At 61.5% G+C, this 26,292-nt stretch carries 28 protein-coding genes and 1 pseudogene; 17 read left to right on the top strand and 12 right to left on the bottom strand.

Features of this window, described 5'->3' with window-relative positions:
* Positions 1-27 precede the first annotated feature (27 nt).
* Positions 28-543 carry a GNAT family N-acetyltransferase gene (locus JG747_RS13900; protein WP_019859834.1) on the top strand — a complete coding sequence of 172 codons (516 nt, stop codon included), beginning with the start codon at positions 28-30 and terminating at the stop codon, positions 541-543.
* Here the strand turns inward: JG747_RS13900 and JG747_RS13895 are convergent.
* Both JG747_RS13895 and JG747_RS13890 read right to left on the bottom strand, forming a co-directional pair.
* Entirely contained in the window at positions 540-1,733 is a 1,194-nt protein-coding gene (locus tag JG747_RS13895) for an acetate/propionate family kinase (protein WP_027047147.1), read from the bottom strand. The two genes, JG747_RS13900 and JG747_RS13895, sit on opposite strands and share 4 nt — an antisense overlap.
* A 62-nt stretch (positions 1,734-1,795) precedes the next feature.
* Complete coding sequence (locus JG747_RS13890; RefSeq protein ID WP_202362007.1) at positions 1,796-4,177, bottom strand: phosphoketolase family protein; 2,382 nt, start codon at positions 4,175-4,177, stop codon at positions 1,796-1,798.
* Positions 4,178-4,520: 343 nt separating this feature from the next.
* Between JG747_RS13890 and ccoS the strand changes: the two genes are divergently transcribed.
* Positions 4,521-4,691 carry a cbb3-type cytochrome oxidase assembly protein CcoS gene (gene ccoS, locus JG747_RS13885; protein WP_202362006.1) on the top strand — a complete coding sequence of 57 codons (171 nt, stop codon included), beginning with the start codon at positions 4,521-4,523 and terminating at the stop codon, positions 4,689-4,691.
* Positions 4,692-4,756: 65 nt separating this feature from the next.
* A complete protein-coding gene (locus tag JG747_RS13880) occupies positions 4,757-5,458 on the top strand; it encodes a CBS domain-containing protein (RefSeq protein WP_019859840.1) in 702 nt (233 codons plus the stop codon).
* A gap of 36 nt (positions 5,459-5,494) precedes the next feature.
* Here the strand turns inward: JG747_RS13880 and JG747_RS13875 are convergent, their stop codons facing one another.
* The 4 genes and pseudogenes from JG747_RS13875 to JG747_RS36960 form a co-directional block, all read right to left on the bottom strand.
* A complete protein-coding gene (locus JG747_RS13875; RefSeq protein WP_244748394.1) occupies positions 5,495-5,974 on the bottom strand; it encodes a hypothetical protein in 480 nt (159 codons plus the stop codon).
* A 71-nt stretch (positions 5,975-6,045) separates the two neighbouring features.
* On the bottom strand, positions 6,046-6,168 hold the full coding sequence (locus JG747_RS37520; RefSeq protein ID WP_274609708.1) for a hypothetical protein: 123 nt from the start codon (positions 6,166-6,168) through the stop codon (positions 6,046-6,048).
* Between the two features lie 43 nt (positions 6,169-6,211).
* A complete protein-coding gene (locus JG747_RS13865; protein WP_019859843.1) occupies positions 6,212-6,472 on the bottom strand; it encodes a DUF6455 family protein in 261 nt (86 codons plus the stop codon).
* A 128-nt stretch (positions 6,473-6,600) separates the two neighbouring features.
* A pseudogene (locus JG747_RS36960) lies at positions 6,601-6,729 on the bottom strand (VIT1/CCC1 transporter family protein); the annotation flags it as partial.
* 423 nt (positions 6,730-7,152) lie between these two features.
* Between JG747_RS36960 and JG747_RS13855 the strand changes: the two are divergent.
* Both JG747_RS13855 and JG747_RS13850 read left to right on the top strand, forming a co-directional pair.
* On the top strand, positions 7,153-7,404 hold the full coding sequence (locus JG747_RS13855) for a hypothetical protein (protein WP_171903306.1): 252 nt from the start codon (positions 7,153-7,155) through the stop codon (positions 7,402-7,404).
* A 57-nt stretch (positions 7,405-7,461) separates the two neighbouring features.
* Positions 7,462-7,929, top strand: coding sequence for a DUF2231 domain-containing protein (locus tag JG747_RS13850; RefSeq protein ID WP_202362004.1), 468 nt, complete (start codon positions 7,462-7,464; stop codon positions 7,927-7,929).
* A 50-nt stretch (positions 7,930-7,979) separates the two neighbouring features.
* Here the strand turns inward: JG747_RS13850 and mgtA are convergent, their stop codons facing one another.
* A complete protein-coding gene (gene mgtA, locus JG747_RS13845) occupies positions 7,980-10,652 on the bottom strand; it encodes a magnesium-translocating P-type ATPase (protein ID WP_202362003.1) in 2,673 nt (890 codons plus the stop codon).
* Between the two features lie 10 nt (positions 10,653-10,662).
* A complete protein-coding gene (locus JG747_RS13840) occupies positions 10,663-11,472 on the bottom strand; it encodes a universal stress protein (protein ID WP_038648674.1) in 810 nt (269 codons plus the stop codon).
* Between the two features lie 263 nt (positions 11,473-11,735).
* Between JG747_RS13840 and JG747_RS13835 the strand changes: the two genes are divergently transcribed.
* The 11 genes from JG747_RS13835 (at position 11,736) to arcC (ending at position 23,482) form a co-directional block, all read left to right on the top strand.
* Positions 11,736-13,223: a PAS domain-containing sensor histidine kinase gene (locus tag JG747_RS13835; protein WP_274609715.1), complete on the top strand. Its 1,488-nt coding sequence runs from the start codon at positions 11,736-11,738 to the stop codon at positions 13,221-13,223.
* Positions 13,210-13,824, top strand: a complete 615-nt coding sequence (gene fixJ / locus JG747_RS13830; RefSeq protein WP_081296227.1) for a response regulator FixJ — start codon at positions 13,210-13,212, stop codon at positions 13,822-13,824. Before JG747_RS13835 ends, fixJ begins: the two co-directional genes overlap by 14 nt.
* Positions 13,825-14,453: 629 nt before the next feature.
* Complete coding sequence (gene hemA / locus JG747_RS13825) at positions 14,454-15,731, top strand: 5-aminolevulinate synthase (protein ID WP_202362002.1); 1,278 nt, start codon at positions 14,454-14,456, stop codon at positions 15,729-15,731.
* An 82-nt stretch (positions 15,732-15,813) separates the two neighbouring features.
* Complete coding sequence (locus tag JG747_RS13820) at positions 15,814-16,242, top strand: DUF2267 domain-containing protein (RefSeq protein ID WP_027047151.1); 429 nt, start codon at positions 15,814-15,816, stop codon at positions 16,240-16,242.
* A gap of 3 nt (positions 16,243-16,245) precedes the next feature.
* Positions 16,246-16,959, top strand: a complete 714-nt coding sequence (locus JG747_RS13815) for a phosphoribosyltransferase (protein WP_202362001.1) — start codon at positions 16,246-16,248, stop codon at positions 16,957-16,959.
* 11 nt (positions 16,960-16,970) lie between these two features.
* A complete protein-coding gene (locus tag JG747_RS13810; protein ID WP_038648680.1) occupies positions 16,971-17,420 on the top strand; it encodes a pyridoxamine 5'-phosphate oxidase family protein in 450 nt (149 codons plus the stop codon).
* A 93-nt stretch (positions 17,421-17,513) separates the two neighbouring features.
* The gene (locus JG747_RS13805; protein ID WP_202362285.1) at positions 17,514-18,758 is read left to right on the top strand and encodes an MgtC/SapB family protein; all 1,245 of its coding nucleotides are present in this window, start codon (positions 17,514-17,516) and stop codon (positions 18,756-18,758) included.
* Positions 18,759-18,870: 112 nt separating this feature from the next.
* Positions 18,871-20,340: an arginine-ornithine antiporter gene (gene arcD / locus JG747_RS13800; protein WP_202362000.1), complete on the top strand. Its 1,470-nt coding sequence runs from the start codon at positions 18,871-18,873 to the stop codon at positions 20,338-20,340.
* Between the two features lie 10 nt (positions 20,341-20,350).
* Positions 20,351-21,565, top strand: coding sequence for an arginine deiminase (locus tag JG747_RS13795; protein ID WP_202361999.1), 1,215 nt, complete (start codon positions 20,351-20,353; stop codon positions 21,563-21,565).
* Positions 21,566-21,576: 11 nt separating this feature from the next.
* The gene (argF, locus tag JG747_RS13790) at positions 21,577-22,578 is read left to right on the top strand and encodes an ornithine carbamoyltransferase (protein WP_202361998.1); all 1,002 of its coding nucleotides are present in this window, start codon (positions 21,577-21,579) and stop codon (positions 22,576-22,578) included.
* A 1-nt stretch (position 22,579) separates the two neighbouring features.
* Entirely contained in the window at positions 22,580-23,482 is a 903-nt protein-coding gene (arcC, locus tag JG747_RS13785; protein ID WP_202361997.1) for a carbamate kinase, read from the top strand.
* An 11-nt stretch (positions 23,483-23,493) separates the two neighbouring features.
* Here the strand turns inward: arcC and JG747_RS13780 are convergent, their stop codons facing one another.
* The 4 genes from JG747_RS13780 to JG747_RS13765 form a co-directional block, all read right to left on the bottom strand.
* On the bottom strand, positions 23,494-24,003 hold the full coding sequence (locus tag JG747_RS13780; protein WP_202361996.1) for a hydrolase: 510 nt from the start codon (positions 24,001-24,003) through the stop codon (positions 23,494-23,496).
* Between the two features lie 90 nt (positions 24,004-24,093).
* Positions 24,094-24,396, bottom strand: coding sequence for a hypothetical protein (locus JG747_RS13775; RefSeq protein ID WP_155772685.1), 303 nt, complete (start codon positions 24,394-24,396; stop codon positions 24,094-24,096).
* An 81-nt stretch (positions 24,397-24,477) separates the two neighbouring features.
* Positions 24,478-24,858: a c-type cytochrome gene (locus tag JG747_RS13770; protein WP_202361995.1), complete on the bottom strand. Its 381-nt coding sequence runs from the start codon at positions 24,856-24,858 to the stop codon at positions 24,478-24,480.
* A 96-nt stretch (positions 24,859-24,954) separates the two neighbouring features.
* Complete coding sequence (locus tag JG747_RS13765) at positions 24,955-25,365, bottom strand: hypothetical protein (RefSeq protein ID WP_019859869.1); 411 nt, start codon at positions 25,363-25,365, stop codon at positions 24,955-24,957.
* A gap of 384 nt (positions 25,366-25,749) precedes the next feature.
* Here JG747_RS13765 and JG747_RS13760 point away from each other — a divergent pair, with 384 nt between their 5' ends.
* Positions 25,750-26,283, top strand: coding sequence for a flavin reductase family protein (locus tag JG747_RS13760; protein ID WP_019859870.1), 534 nt, complete (start codon positions 25,750-25,752; stop codon positions 26,281-26,283).
* Positions 26,284-26,292 lie beyond the last annotated feature (9 nt).

Raw genomic sequence — 26,292 nt, 5'->3', positions numbered from 1 at the left:
GCGCATCAATCCTGAAAGGGGCGGAAAATGAAAACCACACTTACAACCCACACCGGATTTCGCTTCGAAGTGCGCCGTGCACGCCCCGACGATGAGCCGATCGTTGCCGAGTTCTTCACCCATGTGACGCCGGAGGACCTGCGCTTCCGCTTCCTCGGAGCCTTGAAGGAAGTTTCGCATGAGCGACTGGTGGAGATGACCCGCTCCGACGATCCGCACGTCCATAATTTTCTCGCCTTTTCGACCGACGGAATGCTGATCGCGGTGGCAACGCTTGCCAGCGATCCGGCCGACCGGCGTGGCGAAGTCGCCATCTGCATTCGCGAGGATCGCAAGCATCTTGGCGTCGGCTGGGAGTTTCTCGGCTATGTCGCGCGCTATGCCGACGACCATGGCATCGAGACGATCGAGTCGATCGAAAGCCGCGAAAATCGCGCAGCGATCGAACTCGAGCGTGAAATGGGCTTCACCGTCACGACGGACTCCGACGACGCGTCGCTCGTCCTTGTTCAGCGGAAGCTCGGCGCCAAGTTGCCAGGCTAGAACGGTCCACCGCCCACAGAGGTGCCGAAGCGCTCTATCTTGGCGGCCACCGCACGTTCCTCGTCGGCTGGAATGACAAGCACGTCGACGAGGGAATCCGGGGCGCTGACCAATTCTTCGCTGTTGGCGTTCAACTCCTTGTCGAGCGCGACGCCCAGCCATCCGGCTGCTTCGCAGATTCTCTGCCGGATCACGGGCGCATGCTCGCCGATGCCAGCAGTGAACACGAGGGTGTCGAGCCCGCCTATCGCCGCGGCAAGTGATCCGATCTCACGCCCGACACGGTAGACGAAAAGATCGACGGCACGCATCGCCGCCGGGTCTTTCGACGCAAGCAGCGTCTGCATGCTCCCGGAGATGCCGGATACTCCCAGCAGGCCGGATCGCTCGTAGAGCAAGTCCATCAGCTCATCAGGCGACAGCTTCCGATCCTGCAGAAGATGCAGGAGGACGCCGGGATCGATCGCTCCGCAACGCGTGCTCATGACAAGGCCGTCAAGGGTTGAGAAACCCATTGTGGTGGCGCGGCTTACGCCCTCCGTCATCGCGCACAGGCTTGCTCCGCTGCCGAGATGGGCAACGATCGTTCGGCCGCCGGCGGCAGCGCCGTAACGGTTGTGGAGCTCGCTGGCGATGTGGCTGTAGGAGAGCCCATGGAAACCGTAGGACACGATGCCTTGCTGCGACAGCTCATGCGGCAGGCCATAAAGTCTTGCAAGCTCGGGCTGCATCGCATGAAAGGCGGTGTCGAAGCAGCCTACCTGCATGGCGCCGGGCAGAAGGCGGTTGGCCAGGTCGACGAGTTCGAGGTTTATCGCCTGATGAATTGGGGCGAGCGGCTTGAGCTTGCGCAGGGCATCGAGTGTGCGCTCGTCGATTAAGGTTGCGCGGGTAAACTCCCGACCGCCATGAACGATGCGATGCCCGACCCTGCGCACCCGTTGCAACAGACCGCGGTCCGCCAGATAGGACGCGACGGCCTCGAATGCCTTGCCGATGGAGATCGGCTGTTCGCCCAGGCTCCTGTCGAAGGGCGGCGTCGTTGCCGTGGGCGCAACGTGGAGTCGGGGCCGCTCGCCTATTGACGAAACGCTGCCGCGCACCAGCAGATGAAGTTCGTCGCCCCCTTGAAAGGCGGCGAACTTCAGGCTCGATGAGCCGCCATTGAGAACGAGAATTGCATCGGTCATTGCCGAGCGGTCCCAGCCGCTTTTGCGGATCGTATCCTGCCAGCCTGGCCCATCGTCATCGACTACCCCTCCCATTTCCAACCGAGTATCTCGGGCATGTCCTGCCCGTGCTCGCGGATATAGGCTCCATGCTCGATCAGCTTGCCTTCCATGGCCTGTTTCAGTTGGATGTGCGCGCTGGCCGGCCCGGGAATGCGGTCGAGCACGCCGAGCACGAGATGATAGCGGTCGAGCCCATTGAGCACCGTCATGTCGAACGGCGTCGTCGTCGTCCCTTCCTCATTGTAGCCGCGCACGTGGATGTTGTCGTGATTGGTCCGCCGGTAGGTAAGGCGATGGATGGTCCATGGATAGCCGTGATAGGCGAAGATGACAGGCTTATCCCTGGTGAACAACGCATCGAACTCGCGATCCGACAGCCCGTGCGGATGATGTTCCTTCGGCTGCAGCGTCATCAGGTCGACGATGTTCACCACACGGACCTTGAGATCGGGAATGTAGTGCTTCAGGATCTGAACTGCGGCCAGCATCTCTAGCGTCGGCACGTCGCCGGCGCAGGCCATCACCACATCCGGCTCGGCCGCACCGTCGGTCGAGGCCCACTCCCATATGCCGATGCCGGCGTTGCAGTGGACTTTCGCCTCTTCGATGGACAGCCACTGCCAGGAATTGGCTTTGCCGGCGACGATGACGTTGATGCGGTTCCATGTCTGCAGCACGTGGTCGGTCACGCAAAGCAGGCTGTTGGCATCCGCCGGTAGATAGACGCGCACGACGTCCGCCTTCTTGTTCAACGCCACGTCGATGAAGCCCGGATCCTGATGGCTGAAACCGTTGTGCTCCTGCTGCCAGACATGGCTGGACAACAGATAGTTCAGCGAAGCGATGGGGCGCCGCCAGGCGAGCTTGCGGCAGGCATCCAGCCATTTCGCATGCTGGTTGAACATGGAATCGACAATGTGCGTGAAGGCCTCGTAACAGGAGAAGAAGCCGTGACGCCCGGTAAGCAGGTAGCCTTCCAGCCAACCCTGACACGTATGCTCGGATAGAATTTCCAGAACCCTGCCTTCCCGTGCCAGGTGGACATCCTCGCTAAGTATCTCTTCCATCCAGGCGCGCTCCGTCACCTCGAAGACGTCCTGCAACCGGTTCGAAGCCGTCTCGTCGGGCCCGACGATGCGGAAATTCCTTGCGCTTTGGTTCAACGCCATGACGTCGCGCAGGAAACGGCCCATCACGCGGGTCGACTCGGCCTTGATGCCCCCGGGCCGCTCGACCAGGACGGCATGCTCTTGCAGGCTGGGCAGTTCCAGGGACCGGCGCAGCAGGCCGCCATTGGCATGCGGGTTGGCGCTCATGCGCCTGTTTCCTTCCGGCGCGGTGGCGCGGATCGCAGCCACAGGCGCGCCGGCAGCATCGAAAAGCTCTTCAGGCCTGTAGCTTCTCATCCATTCCTCGAGCATCCTCAGATGCGCGGGGTTTTCGGCGAGGCCGGAGAGTGGAACCTGGTGGGCGCGCCAGAACCCCTCGGTCTTCAGTCCGTCGACCTCCTTGGGACCGGTCCAGCCCTTCGGGGTTCGCAGCACGATCATCGGCCATTTCGGCCGAGACTGCGCGGGCTTCGCGCCGCTGCGGGCCGCGTCCTGAATCGCCTTGATGCGATCGAGCGCATCGTCGAGCACGACGGCCATCCGCTCATGCATCAAGGCGGGGTCGTCGCCTTCGACGAACAGTGGCTCGTAGCCATAGCCGATGAACAGCGCACGCAGCTCTTCCTCGGGGATGCGGGCGAGAATGGTGGGATTGGCGATCTTATAGCCGTTGAGATGCAAGATCGGCAGCACCGCGCCGTCAAGCGCGGGGTTTAGGAACTTGTTGGAGTGCCAGGAGGCGGCGAGCGGCCCGGTTTCCGCCTCGCCGTCGCCGACGACGCACGCGACGATCAGATCCGGGTTGTCGAAGGCCGCGCCATAGGCATGCGAAAGCGCGTAGCCTAGCTCGCCGCCTTCATGGATTGAGCCGGGCACGTCGGGCGCGGCATGGCTTGGGATGCCGCCGGGAAACGAGAACTGCCGGAAGAGCCTCTTCATTCCGGCCTCGCCCGGTGCGATATCTGGATTGATCTCGCTGTAAGCGCCTTCGAGATAGGTGTTGGCGACCATCGCTGGTCCGCCATGGCCGGGACCGCAGACATAGATGACATTGGCGTCGCGTTGCCGGATTACCCGGTTCAAATGCGCATAGATGAAACTGAGGCCCGGCGACGTTCCCCAATGGCCAAGCAGCCTCGGCTTGACATGCTCCAGCCGAAGCGGCTCGCGCAGCAGCGGATTGTCGAGCAGATAGATCTGCCCGATGGTGAGATAGTTGGCGGCGCGCCAGTAGGCATCTATGTCGTGCAATTCCTGGGTAGACAAGCGATTGGCGCTGGGACGCTCGGTCATTTTCCGACTCCTTCGATGGTTTAAGCCGATCCGGCTGAGGCACAACGCATCGACGCTGCCACCGGTTCACGACGGCTCGGTGTCAAGACCGGTCGTCATCGATCTATCCGGCGAAGAACGATCGAGCTTTGATCCATCGCAAATGCCGGCCAAGGCGGCAGCCGACTTGGATCCAAAACGCAATCGAGCTGCAGCTTGTCGAGCCGCTCATCGCGGCGATCGCGATGAGTGCCTCTTCACTGATCGTTATTACAAATGCGATGCGGCTTCACACAGTGGCGGAAGCCGCGCCTGAAGCTGTGACGGCCCGACGCCGCACCGATGTCATCCACGCGGCTCGTCCATGACCACTCACGTCCATCTCATACCAGTGGCCCTGTTTCTGGGCGCGCTCGGCTTGTCTGGCTTCCTCTGGGCTCTGCGCAGCGGCCAGTACGAGGATCTCGACGGAGCTGCCGAGCGGATACTGATCGAGCCTGACCGGCAAAACAGCGAAGGCCACCGAACAAACTGACGTAGATCAAGGCAGCGCCGCTTCCGGCATCCGAAAAAGAAGCTGATCAAAAGCGGGAGATTTCTATGCAAGTTCGGGACATCATGACGACGCCGGTGGTCACGATCACCGCCTCTGCCTCAGTCGCCGAAGCGGCCAATCTGATGCTGACCAGAAACATCCGCTGCCTGCCGGTCCTGGGAGACGATGGATCGCTGGCTGGCGTCATTAGCGAGGGCGATTTCCTGCGCCGCAGCGAACTTGGCATCAGAAGGGCGCGGCCTCGCTGGCTAGAATTTCTTGTCGGTCCTGGCAAGCTCGCCGACGAGTATGTCCGGTCGAGCAGCCGCCGAGTGGCCGAGGTTATGAGCACCAGCGTCGTTTCGGCAGCGCCTGGCGCTTCGCTCGCCGAGATTGTAGACCTCATGGCGACCCACGACATCAAGAACGTGCCTATCCTTGACGCGGGGAAGATCGTCGGCATCGTCAGCCGCTCCGATCTGATGCGTGTCCTGCTTCGCACTCTGCCCAGGTCAGGCTCCGCGACTGTCGACGACGAGGTCATACGCAGGAACATTCTCGCCGAGTTGCAGGGGCAGTCCTGGAGTGTCGGCGGCGACCTCATCGGCGTCACCGTCAAAAAAGGAGAGGTCGAACTGAATGGCGCCATTTTCGACGAGCGCCAGCGAAAGGCCGCTATCGTTGCCGCGGAGAACGTCGCCGGGGTCAAGAAAGTCACCGACAAGCTCTTCTACGCCGGACCGCTGTCGGTCGTGCTCGTCTCCTGACGAGCGTGCATCGGCCTTATCGCTTTCTGTAGAACGTTAGACCGCAGCCGCTATCAACAACGGTCGAAGCAGCAGCAGGGCAAATCCAAAAAGCGCCGCGCCCGCGACCTTGTCGGCTATCCGCCTGCTTCCGCGAAGCCGCTTGCCCAGCAAAACCCATAGCGATCCTGTAAGCGCGGTGGTCCCTACGAGCAGCATCCAAAAGATGCCGAGATTACCCGGACCGGCATCCATCGGCACCATCGCCAGGCAATAGACGAAAGCCTTGGGATTGAGCACGGTGGTTGCCAGCACGGACAGGCCATCGCGGCGTTGCGATACGTCGATCGAATTGCTGGCTATCAGGCGCAGCCCCAGGATCGAAAGCCATCCAACCGCGACGAATTTGAGCATCTCAATGGCGTCAGGCGGCATCAAGGGACGCGACAAAAGCCAGAAACCCGCCGCCATTCCATAGCCGCACGCCTGTGCCGCCAGTAGTTTGGTCGCCTGCTCGCGCTTGACCGCGCCCGCCATCAGGAGAGCGTTGGTTGGCCCCGGAGCGACAAAGAGCAGAAAGGCTTCCAGAAGAAACAGGCTGTTCGACATCAGTCGGCCGCTATTTGCTCGCGCTTTCCTGCCAGCAGGCCGAGCGCATCGAAGGTAAGTCCGAAAGCAGCGCCCAGGAAGAGCAGTTCCGCCAAGATCACCGACAATCGCTTGCGCGTCATCCCTTAAGTCCTTCGAGTTCACGCCGACGGGGCCGCCAAGGGGTCAGCGGAGGGACTGCAATCGAGCGATCAGGTCGCTGTTGCGGCAATAGGCCGGCGGATGGTCGGCATGCTCGGTTTCGTCGAGCCAGACCGCACATTCGTCCTGATGGCCGCAAGACCTGCACCGGTCACCGGCACGACTGGTCACGGCTGCGTGATCCGCCACAACTTTCAGCTGCCTGTCGACGCCCATCTTCTGCATCATCCGTTCCATCAAGGCAGTTCTGGCGTCAACCCCGATCAGATATTCCAGAAAGCTCATGTCGTCATACTCCTCAGATGACAATTCATTGCCATCCCAGGCGGCTCGCGACGTTGATCTCGATCAAGGAGGGCTATGCATTTCGTGAAATTGCTTCGCCCGACGGGCCGATCTTCTCGCCCAGAAACCTAGCTGGCGGTACCGAATATTGCCCCAATGCCTGCGGTCAATGCCATTGCCAGCACTCCCCAAAAAGTGACGCGGGCAGTGGCTTTCAGCACATTGGCGCCGCCGGCTCTCGAGCCGATTGCGCCGAGCTCGAAACTGGAACAGCGCTTGTGGAACAGATCGCCTTGTCTCCTTCGTGGTCGCCTCGTCCGGGGCTTATGTATGGGATCAAGCGGGCAAGCTTCCCGACAACGATCTGATCGACACGCAGGGGCGGCAGAGCAGACAGCGTTGCCGCGGGTCACCCCGTTTCCCCCTTGCCGATCCGGTCCTGGCGCCGGCGGCGACCTCATCGTCGTCATTGTGCGCCCTGGCGGCCAACGGGCGTGGCCAGCACAAGTGCGGCGATCCCCAGAGCGGCCAGGCGCATCAACACGATTTTCATCGAAGAGGCCTGTCGCATGCCGAAGCTGTCAAACCGCTGTCAACCATCGTCAGCCGGCAGCAAGGAACACGTCTCTATCAAGGGCCGCCGCGCCCGATGGTGGTCGCGCAGAGAAGGAGCTGAAACCATGCGCAATCTTCCTGTCCTAATTGTCGCTCTTGGAGGTCTAGCCGCCTTTGTCATACCCGTCGCCGCGGAATCCGACCATGGATCATGCGCAACCGCACCCGCCACGTCTTCCCCGACAATCGACCTTGAGGCCATCCCCATGATGAGCGCCATCGGTCCCAAGGCGGTCAAAAGCGTCGGCGAAGACGAATGTGGCGGCGACAGGTCCACCGGGCGCGGTGACGAAGAACTTGACGACAGCGACGACTAACAACCGATCAGACGCCTGACTGACCAATAGCCTCAACCTTCCTGGAGAATATTTGCAATGCCTGAAATTCAGCATATCCATCCCATTCTGGTGCATTTTCCCATCGTGCTGATGTACACGCTCGTGATCATCGACGTCGCCGCGCTCGCGAACCGCAACGCCGTTACGAAGCGCACTGGTGTGGGTACGATTTCCAGCTTTGCGGCGGCAGCCGCGGGATTTTTTGCCGTCGGCACCTGGTTCTTTGGCGGCATCGCCCTCGACCATGCCGAGGCGGCGGGGTTCAGCAGCCAGATAGCGGAGATTCACGAAGGCTTGGGCGAGGTTAGCGCTCTGGCGTTTCTGGGCTGGGGTCTGTTCCGCCTCGCACTGTGGGTGCGCAATCGCGAGCTGAAAACGCTGGGGCCGGCCATACCCGCCATTGAAATCGCAGGCGCCGCCCTGGTCACGGTAACAGCCTATTTTGGTGGGCAGCTGGTCTACGACCTCGGCGTGAACGTCACCAAGGCCGCCGTCGGCGGTTGACCTCGCACTTCAGGACATCGGGCCGTCCACATCGAACCGCATCCTTCGGCTCAGCCCGGGATGCGGATTGGCGCGGCCCGGTGCGGATTTGAGGCCGCGGTTTTTCGGCTGGGCTTGGTTCGGCTGCCGTGGTCGAAAAGCCAGCTCTTTGTAAGCTCGGATACGAGCACGTAGAGCGCTGTGATCGCGAGCGGCCCTGCCAGTACCGGTGTTGCCAGAGGCACGAACCCGAACCAGCCGGCGAACGGGGCGAAAGGAATGGCGATGGCGACAACACCGACGCCGACGGCCAGGCAAGCAAGCAACAGGCTCGGACGGCTGCGCCAGAGTCTCCTGCGGGTCCGCACGACGAGCACGATAGCGAGCTCGGTGAGCACGGATTCCACGAACCACGCGGTCTGGAATGTAGCTGCCGTGGCATGAACGGCCAGAAGCAGGAACGCGAAGGTTGCAAAGTCGAAGAGCGAGCTCACCAGTCCGAAACTCACCATGAAACGTCTCACGAAATGAATATCCCAGTGACGCGGACGGCGCACCTGATCAACATCGACATTGTCACCCGCAATCGCGAGGGCCGGTATGTCGGAGAGGAAATTGTTCAGCAGGATCTGCTTGGCCAGCAGCGGCAGAAACGGCAGGTAAAGCGAGGCGGCGGCCATGCTGATCATATTGCCGAAATTGGCGCTGGTCGTGATGGAGATGTACTTCATCGTGTTGGCGAAGGTCTTGCGGCCATCGTCGACGCCCCTCACCAACACGCTCAGGTCGCGCTTGAGCAGGATGATGTCCGCGGCTTCGCGAGCCACATCGACAGCCGTATCGACTGAAATGCCGATGTCTGCCTCATGAAGCGCTGGCGCGTCGTTTATGCCATCGCCCAGATAGCCGACCACATGGCCGCTCCGGCGCAATGCCTCGACAATGCGCTCTTTCTGGTTCGGGTCGATCTCGACGAAAAGATCGGTATTGCGGACGCCGGCCAGAAGCCCGTTCTTCGTCAGCTTCGATAGATCCTCGCCGGTCATGATCCTGTCGGCCCGCAGGCCCACGGCCTCGGCCAGATGCGCCGCGACATAGCGGTTGTCGCCGGAAATGACCTTCACGCCGATGCCTCGGTCGGCAAGCGCCGACAATGTCTCCCGCACCCCCTGCTTTGCCGGATCGAGAAACAGCAGGAACCCCGCGAACGCCATTTCAGTCTCGTCGTCACGGCTGACGCCCGCCTTGCTCTGAAATCGCCGGGTCGCCAAGCCGAGAACCCGATAGCCTTGCGCGCTCCAGCGTCTGAATCGTTCGTCGATCGCCTTGCGTTCCGTCGCGCCCAGGGGCGTCAAGCCATGCGAACCTTGCACGAAGCCGCAAGCATCGAGGACGTTCTGTACGGCTCCCTTGGTGATAAGTATCAGTTCGCGCTTGCTGTCCTGCACGGCGACCGACAGGCGCTTGCGCACAAAATCGTAGGGGATCTCATCGATCTTGGTGAAGCCGGACAAATCCTCCTGTCCATGCGGTGCGCCCGCAATCGCCTCGTCAAGAGGATTCTTCAGGCCCGTCTGCAAAGTTGCGTTGAGCCGGGCGAAAAGCAGGACGTCGGTCGACGCATTGCCCTCGACGTCGAACGATCCATCGAGGTGAATGACGCCCTCGGTCAGCGTCCCGGTCTTGTCGGTGCACAGCAGGTCCATGCTGCCGAGATTCTCGATCGCCTCGAGACGTCGCACGATGACACCGCCGGCGGCCATCGTCCGGGCGCCCCGGGCCAAGGTCACGCTGATGATCGCCGGAAGCAGTTCGGGCGTCAGACCAACCGCCAGCGCCAGTGAAAACAACAGGGATTCGACGAAGGGCCGGTTGAGCATCACATTGGCAAAGAACACCAGGATGACGATCACTAGCATGATCTCGGTCATCAGATATCCGAACATCCTGATGCCGCGGGCAAATTCGGTCTCAGGTATCCGTCGCTCCAATGCTTCGGCGATCGATGCGAATTCGGTGCGCGCCCCCGTGGCGACTGCCAGCACCTTTGCCGTTCCGCTGCGAACCGAGGTGCCGGTGAATACGGCATTGGTCCGTTGCGCGATGCCGGCTTCGGGCGCGGAGCGGCCGGTGGACTTCACGACGGGAAAAGTTTCGCCGGTCAGAACGGATTCGCTGACGTTGAAATCCCGCGACTCCAGGATGACGCCGTCGACAGGGATGAGATAGCCAGCCGACAGGCAGACAACGTCGCCGGGAACGATCTCCTCGACATCGACGGTGCGTTCGAAGCTGTCCCGCAGCACGGTCGACTTGCGGGAGATGCGCTGCTGCAGCACCTCCATCGCTCGAGATGCCCCATATTCCTGAGTGAAGCTGAGGGCGCAGCTGGCAAGCACAATCACGCCGATGATTGCAGCTTCATGCCCCTCCCCCACGAACGCCGAAACGGCGGCGGCAAAGACCAGGATCAGGACCAACGGGCTGCGAAACTGCCGCGCGAATACGCTTAGCGCCGATCCGCCGGCCCGAGGCGCCAGTGCATTGCGACCGAATTTGGCCAGCCGGATAGCAGCATCAACGCTTAACAAGCCGGAAGTTGAGGTTTCCAGCCGGCCCACAAGCTCATCGGTGGCGAGCGACCAGTATGCAGCCTCGACATGGCCGGAAAAGCGGCTGATCGGTCGCTCCTCACCTGGACCGCCGTCCAGCCGATCCGGGCTATCTGCCGTTGTTGTCACCATGGTCGTGCAGTCAATTCGAAAACAGGCGGCTGATGCCGCTCTCGCCAATCAGAGAGCGTGTGATGCCGCCAAAGGCCCATTCCCTGAGCCGGCTGTGGCCGTAGGCCCCGCAAACGATCAGGTCGGCGCCCACCGAGCGAGCAAACGCAATGAGCCCCTCGCCATCCGCGGCACCGGCGATCACTTCGGTCCGCGCCAAGATGCCATGCTGTTCCAGAAACAGCGCGACGTCGGCGAGGCTGTCTCGAACATCCGTTTCCGAGGCGGCTTCCATTGTGGCGACGACAACTTCTTCAGCCTTGGCGAGGAGCGGCAAGGCATCGGACAAGGCTCTTCGTGCCTCCCGGCTGTCCTTCCAAGCGACCAGTACGGTTTTCCCTATCAGGTGTTCGGCATAGCCAGCCGCGACCAGCACGGGGCGACCGGCCCCGAGCACTAGGCTTCCTATATCGAGGGCGCGGAAGACATCCTCGCCGCCATCGGCTGTCACGATCAGGTCAGCTGAACGGGCTACCAGCCCGAGAGCGCGAGTCGGACCGCAAATATATTGTTTCCATTCGCTGCTGATGGAGTGCGGGACGCGGCTTTCGAAAATGTCGCGCAGTTCGGCAAGGCGCTTCTCGATCTCCTGCCGTTTGACCTGCATGACCTCGCCTTCGTAGACTAGGCCTTCACCCGTGGTTACCAAAGGCGGAACGTCCGCGGCAGCGAAGCCGACGAGGTGAGCATCGAAGCGGTGCGCCAATTCTCCCGCAAGCTTAACGATTGGCGCGGGATCGGCATCGACGGCCAAGTTGACGACAATCGTTTTGTAGGACATGCGGCACCTTCAGGAGATGATGATTGGTTGATGAGTGCCATTCCGCGAGGTGCATGACCTTGACGCTAATCAAACTCCGGCAGCTCCATGTTTGCGAATGCCTGCATGGATGCTAAACCAGCGATCGCCAGTGTTCCTCCTGATGCAGAATGAATGTGACCCAGAAGAACCCAGCTTCCGCGGAAATCATCGCCGAAGCGGCCGCCCCGCCAAGCGGCTTGCCGCGAGGTGACGATTTGCCGGAACATGATTTGCTTGCATCGATGTTCGAGCAGGCACCAGGTTTCATGACGTTGCTCAGAGAGCCCGGGCACGTATTCGAGCTGGCGAATGCCGCCTACAAGCGAATGGTTGGCCAGCGAAAAGTCATTGGCAGATCGATGCGCGAAGCCTTTCCCGATCTCGAGGGCCAAGGTTTCTTCGAATTGCTGGATCGCGTCTACGAGACCGGCGAACCCTATGTGGGCCGAAGCGTCAAGGTCGTCTATCGCAACGTCGAAACGGGCGTTGCGGAAGAACGCATCCTCGACTTCGTCTATCAGCCCATTAGAGCAAAGGACGGCCGGATCACGGCGATATTCGTTCAAGGCACGGACGTCAGCGAGCTGTCCTTCGCTAACGCCGCGCTGCAGCTGCGTGAGGATCACCTGCGTTCGATCCTGGCGACCGTGCCCGATGCCATGGTCGTAATCGACGAACAGGGGCTGATGCAGTCCTTCAGCACGGCTGCCGAAACGCTGTTCGGCTACAAATCCAGCGAAGTCATCGGTCGAAATGTCAGTTTGCTGATGCCCGCCCCCTATCGGGAGGAGCACGACGGCTATCTGCACAGATACCTCTCCACCGGCGAACGCCGCATCATAGGACTTGGACGCACTGTGACTGGGATGCGCAAGGACGGCTCGACCTTTCCAATGGAACTAGCCGTGGGCGAAATGCATCCGGGAACGGGCCGTTTCTTCACGGGCTTCTGTCGCGACCTGACCGAGCGCCATAGAACGGAAGCGAGGATGCAGGAACAGCAGCAGGAGCTGCTCCACATGGCAAGGTTCACCGCGCTGGGGGAAATGGCCTCGACATTGGCGCATGAGATCAACCAGCCGCTGACAGCCATCACCAATTACCTCAAAGGCAGTCGCCGCCTGCTCGATAAAAGCAACGACGAGAACGCGACCATGTTGCGAGAGGCTGTCGAAAAAGCAGCGGAGCAGGCCTTGCGCGCCGGCGACGTCATTCGTCGTCTCAGGGACTTCGTTGCCAGAGGAGAAAGCGAGCGCCAGGTCGAACGCCTGCCAGCCCTTATCGAGGACGCCTCATCCCTCGCTCTGGTCGGTGCGAGGGAGGCAGATGTGCGTGTCACCTACGATCTCGACCCGGCGGCCGAACTCGTCCTGACCGATCGAATTCAGATTGAGCAGGTGTTGCTGAACCTTATGAGGAACGCCGTCGAGGCCATGCAGGGCGCGGCGCGCCGCGAGCTGCGTGTCACTACCACGGCCCGGCATGACGGGATGGCAGAGGTTGGTGTGATCGATACCGGGCCGGGATTGGCGCCGGAGGTTTCGGCCCAACTCTTCCAGCCCTTCGTCACCACGAAGAAGCAGGGGATGGGCGTCGGACTGTCTATTTGTCGCACTATCGTCGAGTCGCACGGCGGTCATATCTGGGCTGAGTCGATGTTTGGTGGCGGAACCGCCTTCCGCTTCACTCTGCGCGCAGTAGAAAAGGAAGAGGTCGATAGTGGCCAGTGATGTCGTGCATGTGGTCGACGATGATGTCGATGTCCGCAAATCGTTAGGCTTTCTTCTCGCGACGGCCGACTTTGCCGTGCGCCTCTATGAGTCGGCGACCGCGTTTTTGGCGACAGAACCGAAGGAAGTCGAGGGCTGCATTGTCACCGATGTGCGCATGCCCGGTATCGATGGCATCGAGTTCCTGCGGCAACTGAAATCCCGCGGGTTGAGCGTGCCGGTGATTGTGATGACGGGGCACGCCGATGTCGCGCTTGCCGTCCAGGCGATGAAGGAAGGCGCCGCCGACTTCATCGAAAAGCCGTTCGACGACCAGATTCTCATCGATTCGCTGCGTTCGGCCCTGAACCACCGCAGCCATCCCATCGCGGCACACCCGCAATCAACTGAGATCCGGAAGAATCTTGCCACTCTTTCGGAACGTGAGCGCCAGGTGCTCGACGGGCTCGTCTCCGGTCTGCCGAACAAGACGATTGCCTACGATCTCGGGATCAGCCCGCGCACGGTTGAAATCCATCGTGCCAATGTCATGAGCAAGATGGGTGCGGGCAGTCTCTCACACTTGGTGCGCATGGCGTTGATCGCCGAACCCAGACACTAAGGCGATATTTGATTCCTGACACCGCTACGCTTTGAGGCAACCGTCAGGACAGGTCTCGCAGCAAGCTCGCACGCCGCTCTTTTGGATTCCAGTCTCGCCAGTGGGTCGGCCTGATGTCGACACGAACGCGCTTAGCGACATCCACCCATCCTTCTCGGCCCTTTTCGCAAGGAAAAACAAGCGCGTGCAGGCCATCCTCGTCTAGAACGGCTAGTTCGAGGCTTCGGCCAAACGGGGCGCTTGCAATTGGATTCCACATCCGATCATCGTGAATCGAGACGCCGCCGCGCGCTTTGATTTGAATCAGTTTTGCAAGTGATTTCGGACCAAGCCGGCTACCTTTAGCCGAATTTTAGATGGAGCATAAAAGTCCGCCCCGACCAGACCAACGCGGACGCGGCCCTGCCAGGAAAGTCAGCCTGCGTCTCCGTTTGGGCGGGCGGGTGGATTGTGGAGGAATGCCGCCTTTCAAGACCCAGCAAACACTCGATGACTTCCGTTCTATCGCTTTAATCGAGTTGGAGTTGCGAATTGATGTGGCTCAAAGTCAAGGCTCGCAAGCCGAGTATGGTGACCCTGAGGATAAGGCCTGCCGCCACCGGCCAAGGCATCCCGAACAGGAGTTCATCATGAACTACCAGCGGTTCTTCGAAGAAGCGATCGACCAGCTCCACGCCGAGCGTCGCTATCGTGTCTTCGCCGACCTCGAGCGCATCGCGGGCAAGTTTCCGCGCGCCATCTGGCGCTCCAACGGCCGCGCCGAGGAAATCACCGTCTGGTGCTCCAACGACTATCTCGGCATGGGCCAGCATCCCGATGTCATCGCCGCGTTCCAGAACGCGGCCGGCAAGATGGGCTCGGGCGCCGGCGGCACCCGCAATATTTCCGGCACCTCCAACCCGCTGGTCGAGCTCGAGCATGAGCTTGCCGACCTGCACGGCAAGGACGCGGCTCTGGTCTTCACCTCCGGCTTCGTCTCCAACGAAGCTTCGATCTCGACGATCGCGCGGCTTTTGCCCAATTGCCTGATCATCTCGGACGAGTTGAACCACGCCTCGATGATCGAAGGCGTGCGCCGCTCGGGCGCCGAGAAGAAGATCTTCCGCCACAATGACGTCGCGCATCTGGAAAGCCTGCTGCAGGCGGCGGGGCGCGAACGCGCCAAGCTGATCGTCTTCGAAAGCGTCTATTCGATGGACGGCGACATCGCGCCGATCCGGGAAATCGTCGAGCTCGCCGAGCGCTACAACGCCATGACCTATATCGACGAGGTCCATGCTGTCGGCATGTACGGACCGCGCGGCGGCGGCATCACCGAGCGCGAGGGCCTGGCCGACCGCATCGACATCATCCAGGGCACCTTGGCCAAGGCTTTCGGCACGCTGGGCGGCTATATCACCGGCACCAGCGCGGTGATCGACGCGGTGCGCTCCTATGCGCCCGGCTTCATCTTCACCACGGCGCTGCCGCCGGCGATCGCCGCGGCCACCACCACCTCGATCCGGCATCTCAAGCGCTCGCAGGCCGAGCGCGATGCCCAGCAGCAGCAGGCATCCCGGACCAAGCAGGTGCTTGCCGCCGCCGGCCTGCCGGTGATGGACTCGCCAACCCATATCGTGCCGGTGCTGGTCGGCGATCCCGAGCTTTGCAAAATGGCCAGCGACCGCCTGCTCGGCGTGCACGGCATCTACATCCAGCCGATCAACTACCCGACCGTGCCGCGCGGCACCGAGCGGCTGCGCATCACGCCGACGCCGTTCCATTCGGATGCGCTGATCGCTGGACTGCAGGACGCGCTGGTCGAGACATGGGACGCGCTCGGCATTCCCTACGGCTCGGCAGGACGGCCCTCGGTCGCCAAAAGCGACCGGATCGTTCCGCTGCTGACGGCAACGTCGGGCGGCTGAAATCGACGACGTCGAACTTTGGTCCAGCGCAATGCGCGAAGCTCCAATGGAGGAGAAGGAACCACGTTCAAGGATCGCAGCCATGACACATTCTGTTTCGCACGCTTCAATCACACATGCCGCCGAGCAGGCCCAGCAATGGGTAAACGAGCTCGCCAAGGATCTGGACTGGAACGAACAAAGCGCGTTCCGGCTGTTGAAGGCCGTCCTGCACACCTTGCGCGACTGGCTCTCGCCTGAAGAAATGGCCGATCTGTCCGCCCAGTTGCCGACGTTGATCAGAGGCATCTATTTCGAAGGGTGGAACCCGGCCGAACCGGCGTGGGAACGCAAGAAGCGCGACTTCGTCATTTGCGTTCGCGACAGCTTTGGCTACGAGCCGGAGATCGACGTCGACAAGGCTATTGGTGCGGTGTTCCGACTTCTCGACCGTCACATTTCGCATGGCGAAATCGTCCAGGTCCGAAACTCGATGAAGAAGTCGCTGCGCCAACTCTGGCCGGAGGGATGAGCGATGTTTCGCGATCGGCAGGACGCTGGACAGAAGCTCGGAGCCTCTTTGGAGGCGCTTCAGCTGAGGGATCCGATCGTGCTGGCCTTGCCACGCGGTGGCGTTCCCGTCGCCGCCGAGATTGCCAAGGTCTTGAAGGCACCGCTGGATCTGATGATCGTTCGAAAAGTCGGAGCACCTGGCAATCCGGAACTGGCGGTGGCCGCCATCGTGGACGGAGATCCGCCGGACGTCGTTCTTAACCGTGAGATCGTGGAGGCCTACGCTCTCGGCGACAGCGCATTACGTGTTTTGATCGCGCAGGAACGGCCGGAGTTGGAGCGGCGTCGGGAAATATTTCGCGGAAAAGAGCTGCCCCAGTCGGTGGCCGGCAAAACCGCGATTGTCGTTGACGACGGAGCGGCGACCGGAACGACGATGAAAGTGGCCATCCGGGCGTTGAAGCGACGGTCGCCGCGACAGATCGTCGTCGCACTTCCTGTCGCGCCGCCGGAGACCGTGGAAGAGCTGGCGCAGGAAGCAGATTTGACGATCTGTCTCATTCAGCCTGCCCGATTTCGAGCGCTCGGCTATTATTATGGCAGCTTTCCGCAGCTCTCCGACAGCGAGGTCCTCGAGATGATGGCTATGGCGCGCGAGGATCGGCGCCATGTTGCCGAAAAAAGACACTCCGGCGCAAACGCCGCGGGCAAATCGCGGCACAAAGCCGGCACTTAGGAGTTATACCGATGCAGATCCGCACGCTTTCGACTCTGGAATGCACGAAAATGCTGACGGCCAATCGCGTCGGCCGCCTTGCCTGCGCGAAGGACGGGCAACCCTATATCGTGCCCTTCTACTACGCCCATGCCGACAACCACCTCTATGCCTTTTCCATGCCGGGAAAGAAGATCGACTGGATGCGCGCCAATCCGCTCGTGTCCGTGCAGGTCGACGAACATGGCGCTGCCCGAGGTTGGAAGAGCGTCATCGTCAATGGCAGGTATGAGGAACTTCCGGACCGGATCGGCCACAAGGTGCAACTTGATCACGCATGGTCATTGCTGAGCAGGCACACCGACTGGTGGGAGCCTGGCGCGCTCAAGCCGGCTACGTCCTCGGTCGCCGAACATCTCCCGCATGTGTTCTTCAGGATATTCATCGTGGAAGTCTCGGGCCGTGAGGCGATGGAGGCTTGACTTGGCGCGGCGCGCATGGCGGAAAGCAGGCTGTATGACTGCTGGTCGACACCGGCTGGATGCATCCGCAATCCGGCCAAGGGCATGCCCACCATGGACTCTCTCATAGTCCAACTTGGCGTCGCTTTGGCGATCGGGTTGCTCGTCGGCCTGGAGCGCGGCTGGCAGGAGCGCGACGCGCCGGCTCATAGCCGCACGGCGGGTATTCGGACATTCGGCATTGCGGGACTTCTCGGCGGCATTATCGCGGCGTTGGCCGAAGCGCTCAATGCGATTTCCGTCTTGATCGCCGGCTTCCTCGCCTTCGCCGGGATCTTCGCTTGGTACAAGGCACGCGAAGCCGCGCACGATGAGGATTTCAGTGTCACGACCGTTATCGCGGGCCTGGCTGTGTTTGCCCTTGGCGCGCTCTGCGTGGCCGGCGATTTTCGCGTGGCCGCCGCGGGCGGCACGGCGCTGGCGACGTTACTCGCCAGCCGCGAAATCCTGCATGGGCTTTTGAAACGCCTGACCTGGATCGAGCTTCGCTCGGCATTGGTCCTGGCGGTGATGACCGCCATAATCCTGCCCCTGCTGCCGAACCGCACGTTTGACCCATGGGAAGGCTTCAACCCGCGGGAGATCTGGCTCCTGACGGTGCTGATGGCCTCAATTTCGTTCGCTGGTTACGTCGCCGTACGTGTCCTCGGAAACGCCCGCGGTTTGATTGTGAGCGCGCTTGCCGGTGCAGTCGTGTCATCAACTGCCGTCACCTTGTCACTGGCTCGTACTGCAAGCGCGTCGAACAATTCCTTGTCCCTGTCAGGCGCGGCCTCGCTGGCCGCGATGGTCTCGATCCTGCGTGTCTGCCTCGTGGTTCTGATACTCGCCCCGGGCGTGACCGCGTTCATCGCCTTACCCGCGCTCGCCGCGGCGCTGACATTCGGCGTCTGCGGAACAATCGCATTGGCAATCCCCGGGCAAAAACCGGAAAGCCCTGGCGCGACGCGCAATCCATTCGAACTGATGCCGTTGCTGATCTTTGCACTCCTGTTCGCATTCGCCTCGACAGCGAGCGCCGCGTTGGCACTCCAATTCAAGGAACAGGGCCTGCTGGCGAGTTCCGCGATCGCGGGTGCATTTGATGTCGATGCCTCGGTGCTCAGCGCCTTGCGGCTGGCCAAGCACTCGATTTCCATCGAAACCATCGGGCAAGCCGTGCTGACGGCGCTGATGGCGAACGCCATTGGACGCCTGTGCCTGGCGATGTCCGCAGGGCCGGTGAAATTCTGGCTACCGCTGGCCGGCATGACCTTGACCGCTGCGACTGCGGGCTATTGCACCATGCGGTTCCTCTAGGGGGCGCGATTTGCGGTCGGCTCCGGCGCCAATCCAGATTTGACCGGCGTCAAGGCTGCCAGGCCCCATTCCTGTTGAACTGCTCCTATCATTCCAAAGGTGGGAGGGCCTCATGGCCACAACAGACCTCGATATCCCTATGCGGGAAGAATCTGCCAGTCCGGCCACGACCAAGCTGCGACTGGGATCGCTAACCGCGCTCGTCATCGGCTCGATGGTAGGCTCGGGTGTGTTCATCCTGCCACAGAATATGGCGGCCGGCGCTGGTCCGCTTGCTATCCTGATCGGCTGGACCGTCACGGCCGCCGGCATGCTCGCGCTGGTATTCGTCTACCAGTCGCTGGCGGTGCGTCGGCCCGAACTCGATGCCGGCCCATACGCCTATGCCAAAGCCGGCTTCGGCCCCTTCATCGGCTTCAACAGCGCCTGGGGCTATTGGATCAGCGCATGGGTCGGCAATGTGTCCTACGCGGTAATCGTCTTCAGCGCGCTGTCCTATTTCTTCCCCGCCTTCGGTGACGGGAATACCTGGCAGGCGGTGCTCGGCGCATCGATCCTTTTGTGGATCATTCATTTCCTCGTTCTTGCAGGCATTCGCCAGGCTGCGATCGTCAACACTGTCGTGACCATCGCCAAGATTGCTCCTGTCGTCCTCTTTGTCGGCGTCGTCGCGGTAGCCTTCAAGCTCAATGTCTGGTCGCTCGACTTCACAGGGCTCGGCAACGCCTCTCTGGGTACGATCGCCGCTCAGGTGAAGAGCACGATGCTGGTGACGCTGTGGGTCTTCATCGGCATCGAGGGCGCCAGCGTGTTCTCAGCACGCGCAGAGCGCCGCAAGGACATCGCGACTGCGACGGTGCTCGGCTTCTTCACGTGTCTCGCGCTTTATGCGCTGGTATCGCTGCTTTCGCTCGGCATCCTCAGCCAACCCGAGTTGGCCGCGCTGAAGAACCCTTCGATGGCGGGCGTGCTGGAAGCGGTTGTCGGGCCCTGGGGCGCCGTGCTCATCAATCTTGCGCTGGTCGTCTCGGTCGTCGGCGCGTTCCTGAGCTGGACCCTGCTTGCCGCCGAGATTCCGCATGTCGCCGGCAAGGACGGTACAATGCCGAAATTCTTCGGCCATGAGAGCGAACGCGGCGTTCCCTCGACCTCCCTGCTGATCACAAACCTGCTTGTCCAGGCCTTCCTGGTGATCACACTCTTTGCCCAGAGCACCTACCAGGCGCTTTTCTACATCGCCTCGGCGGCAATTCTCGTCCCCTACATCTTCTCGGGCGCCTTTGCCGCCAAGTTGGCATTGACTGGGGAAAGCTATCAAAGCGGCGAAAGCCGAACGGGACCGCTCGTTGCCGGCATTCTGGCCACGATCTACGGCCTGTGGCTCGTCTATGCCGCGGGACCGGCGTATCTGTTCATGTGCGCCATCCTCTATGCGCCGGGCATCATCTTCTACGTCTGGGCCCGCCGCGAGGCCAATCAGCGTGCCTTCCACCCGGTGGAGGCCGTCATCGCAGTCGCGCTCGTCGCTGTCGCAATCCTTGCCGTCTACGAGATGTGGACCGGCGCCGTCAGCGCGCTTTGAGAGCCGTCCCATGGCAAATCTGGGGGTTCATTCGGAAGTCGGTCGCCTGCGCGAGGTGATGGTCCACAGGCCGGATCTCAGCCTGCGCAGGCTGACGCCGGACAACTGCAAGTCGCTGCTGTTCGACGACGTGCTGTGGGTGAAGCGGGCGCGCCAGGAGCATGACGTCTTCGTCGATGCCTTGCGTGAGCGCGGCGTGGCGGTGCATTCGTTCGGCGAGCTCCTCGCCGAGACGATGGGCATCGGCAAGGCCCGCGACTGGCTTCTCGATCGCCGGGTGCATGCCGGCGTGGTCGGCCTCGACATGGTCGACGAGATTCGGGGCTGGCTGGACGAGATGTCGGCCGGCCTGCTGGCAACCTGTCTGATAGGCGGCATCGCTCGCGCCGAGCTGCCGTTCGAGCCCAAGGGTTTGACTGGAAGAACGCTGGCGCCTCAGGACTTCGTCCTGCCGCCATTGCCCAACCAGCTCTTCACCCGCGACAGCTCCTGCTGGATCTACCGCTCTGTCTCCGTGAATGCCATGTACTGGCCTGCCAGGCGACCGGAAGCGGCCAATGTCGAGGCGGTCTACCGCTTCCACCCGCATTTCCGGGACAGCGGCATTCCGTTCGTATCGCCCCAGGCAGGAACAGGTATCAGCCTGGAAGGCGGCGACGTCATGCCCGTCGGCGGGGGCGTCGTTCTCGTCGGGATGGGAGAGCGCACCACCCCGCAGGCGGTCGGTGATCTGGCCCGCAGTCTGTTCGCAGCCGGCGAAGCCACGCATGTCATCGCGGCGCTGATGCCGCGCGACCGCTCCTTCATGCATCTCGACACCGTATTCACCTTCTGCGACCGGGACCTTGCCACCATGTATCCGCCCGTGGTCGACAGGCTGCGCACCTTCTCGATCCGGCCCGGAGACGGCGATGCGGCGGTCGAGGTCAGGGAAGAGAACGCCCCCTTCACAAAGGTTGTGGCGGAAGCGCTCGGCCTGAAATCGCTGCGCATCATCGCCACCGGCGGCGACCGCTACGAGGCCGAGCGCGAGCAGTGGGACGACGGCAACAACGTCGTCGCGGTCGAGCCGGGCGTCGTCATCGGCTACGACCGCAATGTCTACACCAACACGCTTCTGCGGCGCGCGGGTATCGAGGTGATCACCGTCGAGGGTGCCGAACTCAGCCGCGGCCGCGGCGGCGGTCATTGCATGACCTGCCCCATTGCACGCGACCCGATCTGAAAGGATATCCAATGTCGATCAACCTGCATGGCCGCTCGGTGCTTTCACTGGATGACCTTTCGGCCGAAGAAATCCGCTTCCTTCTGAAGTTGGCCGCCGATCTGAAGGCCGCCAAGCAGGCTGGGCATGAGATACCGCGCCTGGTTCGCAAGAACATCGCCCTCATCTTCGAAAAGGACTCGACGCGCACACGAACCGGCTTCGAGGTGGCGGCCTATGATCAGGGTGCCCACGTCACCTATTTCGGTCCGTCCGGTAGCCATATCGGGCACAAGGAATCCATGAAGGACACCGCCCGCGTGCTCGGGCGGATGTATGACGCCATCGAGTATCGCGGCTTTGCCCAGCACCAGGCCGAAATGCTGGCGGCGCACGCCGGCGTGCCCGTCTACAACGGCCTGACCGATGAAGCGCACCCGACGCAAATCCTCGCCGATTTCATGACGATGCGCGAGTTCACGCACAAGCATCTGTCGGACATGACCGTCGCTTTCGTCGGCGAGGGACGCGACAATGTCGCCCTTTCGCTGGCATTGGGAGCCGCCAAGGTCGGCATCGATATGCGCATCGCCTCGCCGAAGGAGCTCTGGCCCGACCAGGAATTCCGTGACCATGTCAAGGAACTCGCCGAGCGCAGCGGGGGCCGCTTCCGGCTCGATGAAGACATGAAGGGCTGCGTCCAGGATGCCGACTTCATCTACACCGACGTCTGGATGTCGATGGGCGAGGACAAGTCCGGCTGGCCGGAGCGCATCCGTCTTCTGACGCCCTACCGGGTGACGAAGGAAGTGATGGCGGCCAGCGGCAATCCGCATGTGAAATTCATGCATTGCCTGCCGGCATTCCACGACACCGAGACCGAGGTCGGCGCCTATATCGCGCGCGAATTCGGCATCGACTGCATGGAGGTGACCGACGAGGTGTTCGAGTCCGGCGCCTCGATCGTCTTCGACCAGGCGGAGAACCGCATGCACACGATCAAGGCGTTGCTCGTCGCCACGATCGGCAACTGAGATGCTGATCGTTGCAGCCCTCGGCGGGAACGCGCTGTTGCGGCGCGGCGAACCGATGACCGCCGAAAATCAGCGCAAGAACGTGAAGCGTGCCGCCTCCGCCCTGGCCGCACTGATTGACGAGGGCCATTCGCTCGTGATCACGCATGGCAACGGTCCGCAGGTCGGCCTGCTTGCGCTCCAGTCGGCGGCCTCGCCTGGCGGCGCGTTCCCGCTCGATGTTCTCGGCGCGGAGAGCGCCGGCATGATCGGCTACATGATCGAACAGGAGCTCGCCAACCTCGCCTCTCACAGATTTTACGCTACACTGCTGACACAGGTGAAAGTCGACCCGTACGACCCTGCATTTTCCAGTCCGACAAAGCCGATCGGCCCGGTCTATGACGAAGCGACAGCGCGGCAGCTCGCAGCAGAGCGCGGCTGGTGCATAGCGCCCGATGGCGATAAATGGCGCCGGGTCGTGCCCTCGCCCCGCCCGATCGAGATTTTGGAGGCATCCGTCATCTCCTTCCTCGTCGACCATGGCGTCATCGTCGTCTGCACGGGCGGCGGCGGCGTGCCCGTTGTCGCGCGCGACGATGGCGCTATGGTCGGCGTCGAAGCCGTCATCGACAAGGACCTGGCCAGCTCGCTGCTGGCGCGCCAGTTGAAGGCCGATATGCTGCTGATGCTCACGGATGTCGATGCGGTCTATGTGGGCTACGGCACGCCGGATGCCCGCGCACTGCGCAATGTCGGAGCAACTGAACTTTCGGCAAAGGATTTCCCCGCCGGCTCGATGGGACCCAAGATCGGTGCGGCAATCGAGTTCGTCCAGGCGACGGGCAATCCCTCGGCGATCGGCCGGCTCGAGGACGCGGCGGAGATCGTCAAGCGGCGTCAGGGCACCTGGTTCGAGCCCTAGCCTCGCCGGGCTCAGGAAATCTTGGCTACTCCGACAACGTAGTTCTTGCCGTACGCCGCGGCGCATTTCGGGCAGGTCGTGTAGAAGAAATACACGTCGCTGGCCTTGGGGTTGCGTTGGCGCGCGAGTTCAAGCATTTCCTCGTGCCAGCCCCTTACCTGCTCGAACGCCCCCTCGAACAATTTGGTGACGAAGTCGCCTGTCAGCCTGGTCATTTCCTCCTCGGGCACGGCTTTCGAAACCGAGAAAAGATGCTCGCTCGTCCACGGCGAGAGATCGCGGCTTAGGACAATGTATTGACCTTCGGCAGAGACGCCGGCGCCGTCGATATGCTCGCTGACACGGGCAAAGACGCTGCCCATGTTCACTGGAACATGCAGGACGCTATGGGTTGTCGCCCTCACGAACGGCTTGTCTTTGAAGTGCAACTCCTGATCGTCCCAGCCGCCCGGGTTGAATTTGGGGCAGCAACCCGTGGTGTTCACGCTGGCATCGTAATGCGGTGTTTCGTTGGTGCGCATAGTGGTCTCCCGATGCGCGACAAAAGATCAGCCGAGCGCCCGAACGTCATTGATCACGATCAACGCCGCCAGATCTGCAATTGATGCGCATCAATGCCAGTCCGCGGCGGCCCGGCTAAACAGATTGACCATGTTGATATGGTCAGCGCGAAAGACGCTGAAAGGGCAGATCGCGATTGGCAGATCGCGCTGGTACGACAGGAGTTCAGGATGGCAAAGAGAACCGAAAAGATAGAGATTGGCATGGACCTCGCCGCAAGATGTCGCGTTACCGACTCCTGGCAAGACGATTTCGGGGACCAATGGGTCAAGGTGCTCATCGAGGGCCATGACGTCCCGTTGACGTTGAAGGCGGCCCACTTCTATCCCTTTGACGATCACGACGTTGCGCATACATTCTGAGGAATCCTCGAGAACAAGCCCCTCGGATTGCCAGGACTGGTTTTCGGATTTCAGTCGAACGCGGCAGCCAAATCAACGGTCAAGCGTACGGATGTAGGCGACGATCGCCCCGATCTGCTGGGGATCGGCGACAAACTCCGGCATGTCCGGGTGACCAGTCGAGATCCCCTCCGCCAGCGCCTCCTCCAAGTCTTCGATCGGGTAGCGCAGATGCAGCATGCGAAAAGGCGGTGCGTCCGGATGTGAGCTAACGCCAGTCCGACCGACTGCATGGCACCGTGCGCAGTTCGCTTCCACTATCCTTCGGCCATGGGAAACCTGGAGATTGTCGTTTGCCCAAGCTGCCGGCGTGCCTGCGAGCATGGGCGCAACGATGAAAATCTTCAACAGCGTTTTGCGTTTCATAGTCGTCGCATACGGCATCAAGATATGCAGCGCCTTGACTTGGCTCAAACGCCAATGAGCGCTTCCTCCACGATACGCAGACGACTGATCGGAACCTCAGTTCGTCCAGCTATCGATTTCGCCTTCTTGTTTGATTGCAACACTTCAGGGCGTCAGGGTTGCCGCTGCCATGTCGTCGATCGCCGTATCCGCCTCTTTACGGACTTGTCCGGCCGTCTCCATCGCGAGCTTGGCGCCGATGCACGCGAACTCGCCCACCTCCTTCAGATAGTCGGATGCGGCATTCTGCCAAAAATTGGCGAACACGTCGAAGCTATCGGCGAATTCATCGCTATCCCTCAGCGTTTCGATCAGCTTCAGATCGTCCCAAAATCGCCGGCGAAGAAAGGACGCAGCTTCAATCTGGCAGCGGAACAACGCTTTGATGGAATGCATCTGCAGCGCGGTGGTCGCCTCCAACAGCTTCTGCCCTGCCTTGACAGACAGGGACAATTCCGGCGCGCAGAATTCTTCCGCATTCCAAATCATGATGGCCTCCTCGATCTCGGCATTCACTGTCTCATCTTTGGATGGCGCGGCCTTGAGCGGCGGCCAAAGCCATGACTCACCGCACCGAGCTTGCGTCTCTTGGAAGACGCCATTTCGAAGTAGATGCCGACACCGGCGATCCAAACGAGGCAAAGCAGGATGCCCCAAAAGAGAATGCCTCCAGCGGACATGAACTGATCCTCGTGTGGCTCTAATCGAACATCGCAAGGTCGATTCCGGCATGCATTGATCCCGATCAATCGCCCGCTAGGCGCAAACCTGCGTCGACCTCCTGCATTCCCCTTCTCGTCCCCGCTTCCCGTCTTTGACATTGATCAAGGCGACAAAGGGCATTGCCTGTCACGACATCGCCGGAACAATTGCCTTGTAAAAGGCAGAAACGAGGACGCGATGAAGGAACTGCCGCTTGCCGAAGTCTATCGGCTGATCGAGCCTGGTCCCGTTGTCCTCCTGACAACCAGGTCAAAACAGGGCCGCGCGAACGTCATGACCATGTCCTGGCACATGATGACGAGGATCGCGCCGCCGACCATGGCCTGCGTCGTATCGAGCGACGACTTCTCCTTCTTCGCCTTGCGTCAAACCAAGGAATGCGTGATCGCCATCCCTGCCATTGGCCTCGCAGAAAAAGTCGTCAAGGTTGGAAACTGCTCCGGACGCGAGATTGACAAGTTCGCGACAGCCTGGCTGACGCCGCTTCCCGCCGAGCGCGTTTCGGCTCCCCTGATCGCCGAATGCTTCGCCAATCTCGAATGCCGGGTCGTCGATACACGCCTGGTGAACAGATATAACCTGTTTGTCCTCGAGGTCCTGAAAGCCTGGATCGACCCGGTTCAACCGAAACCGAAGACGATCCATCACATCGGAAATGGCGCCTTCGTTGTGGACGGCGAAGTGGTCCATTTCGAATCCCGCATCCCCTGAGCCGCTACA

This window comes from Mesorhizobium sp. 131-3-5 (assembly GCF_016756575.1).
Classification (GTDB): domain Bacteria; phylum Pseudomonadota; class Alphaproteobacteria; order Rhizobiales; family Rhizobiaceae; genus Mesorhizobium; species Mesorhizobium jarvisii.
Note: the sequence above shows the minus strand (reverse complement) of the source record. Positions and strands in the feature narration are given on the sequence as shown.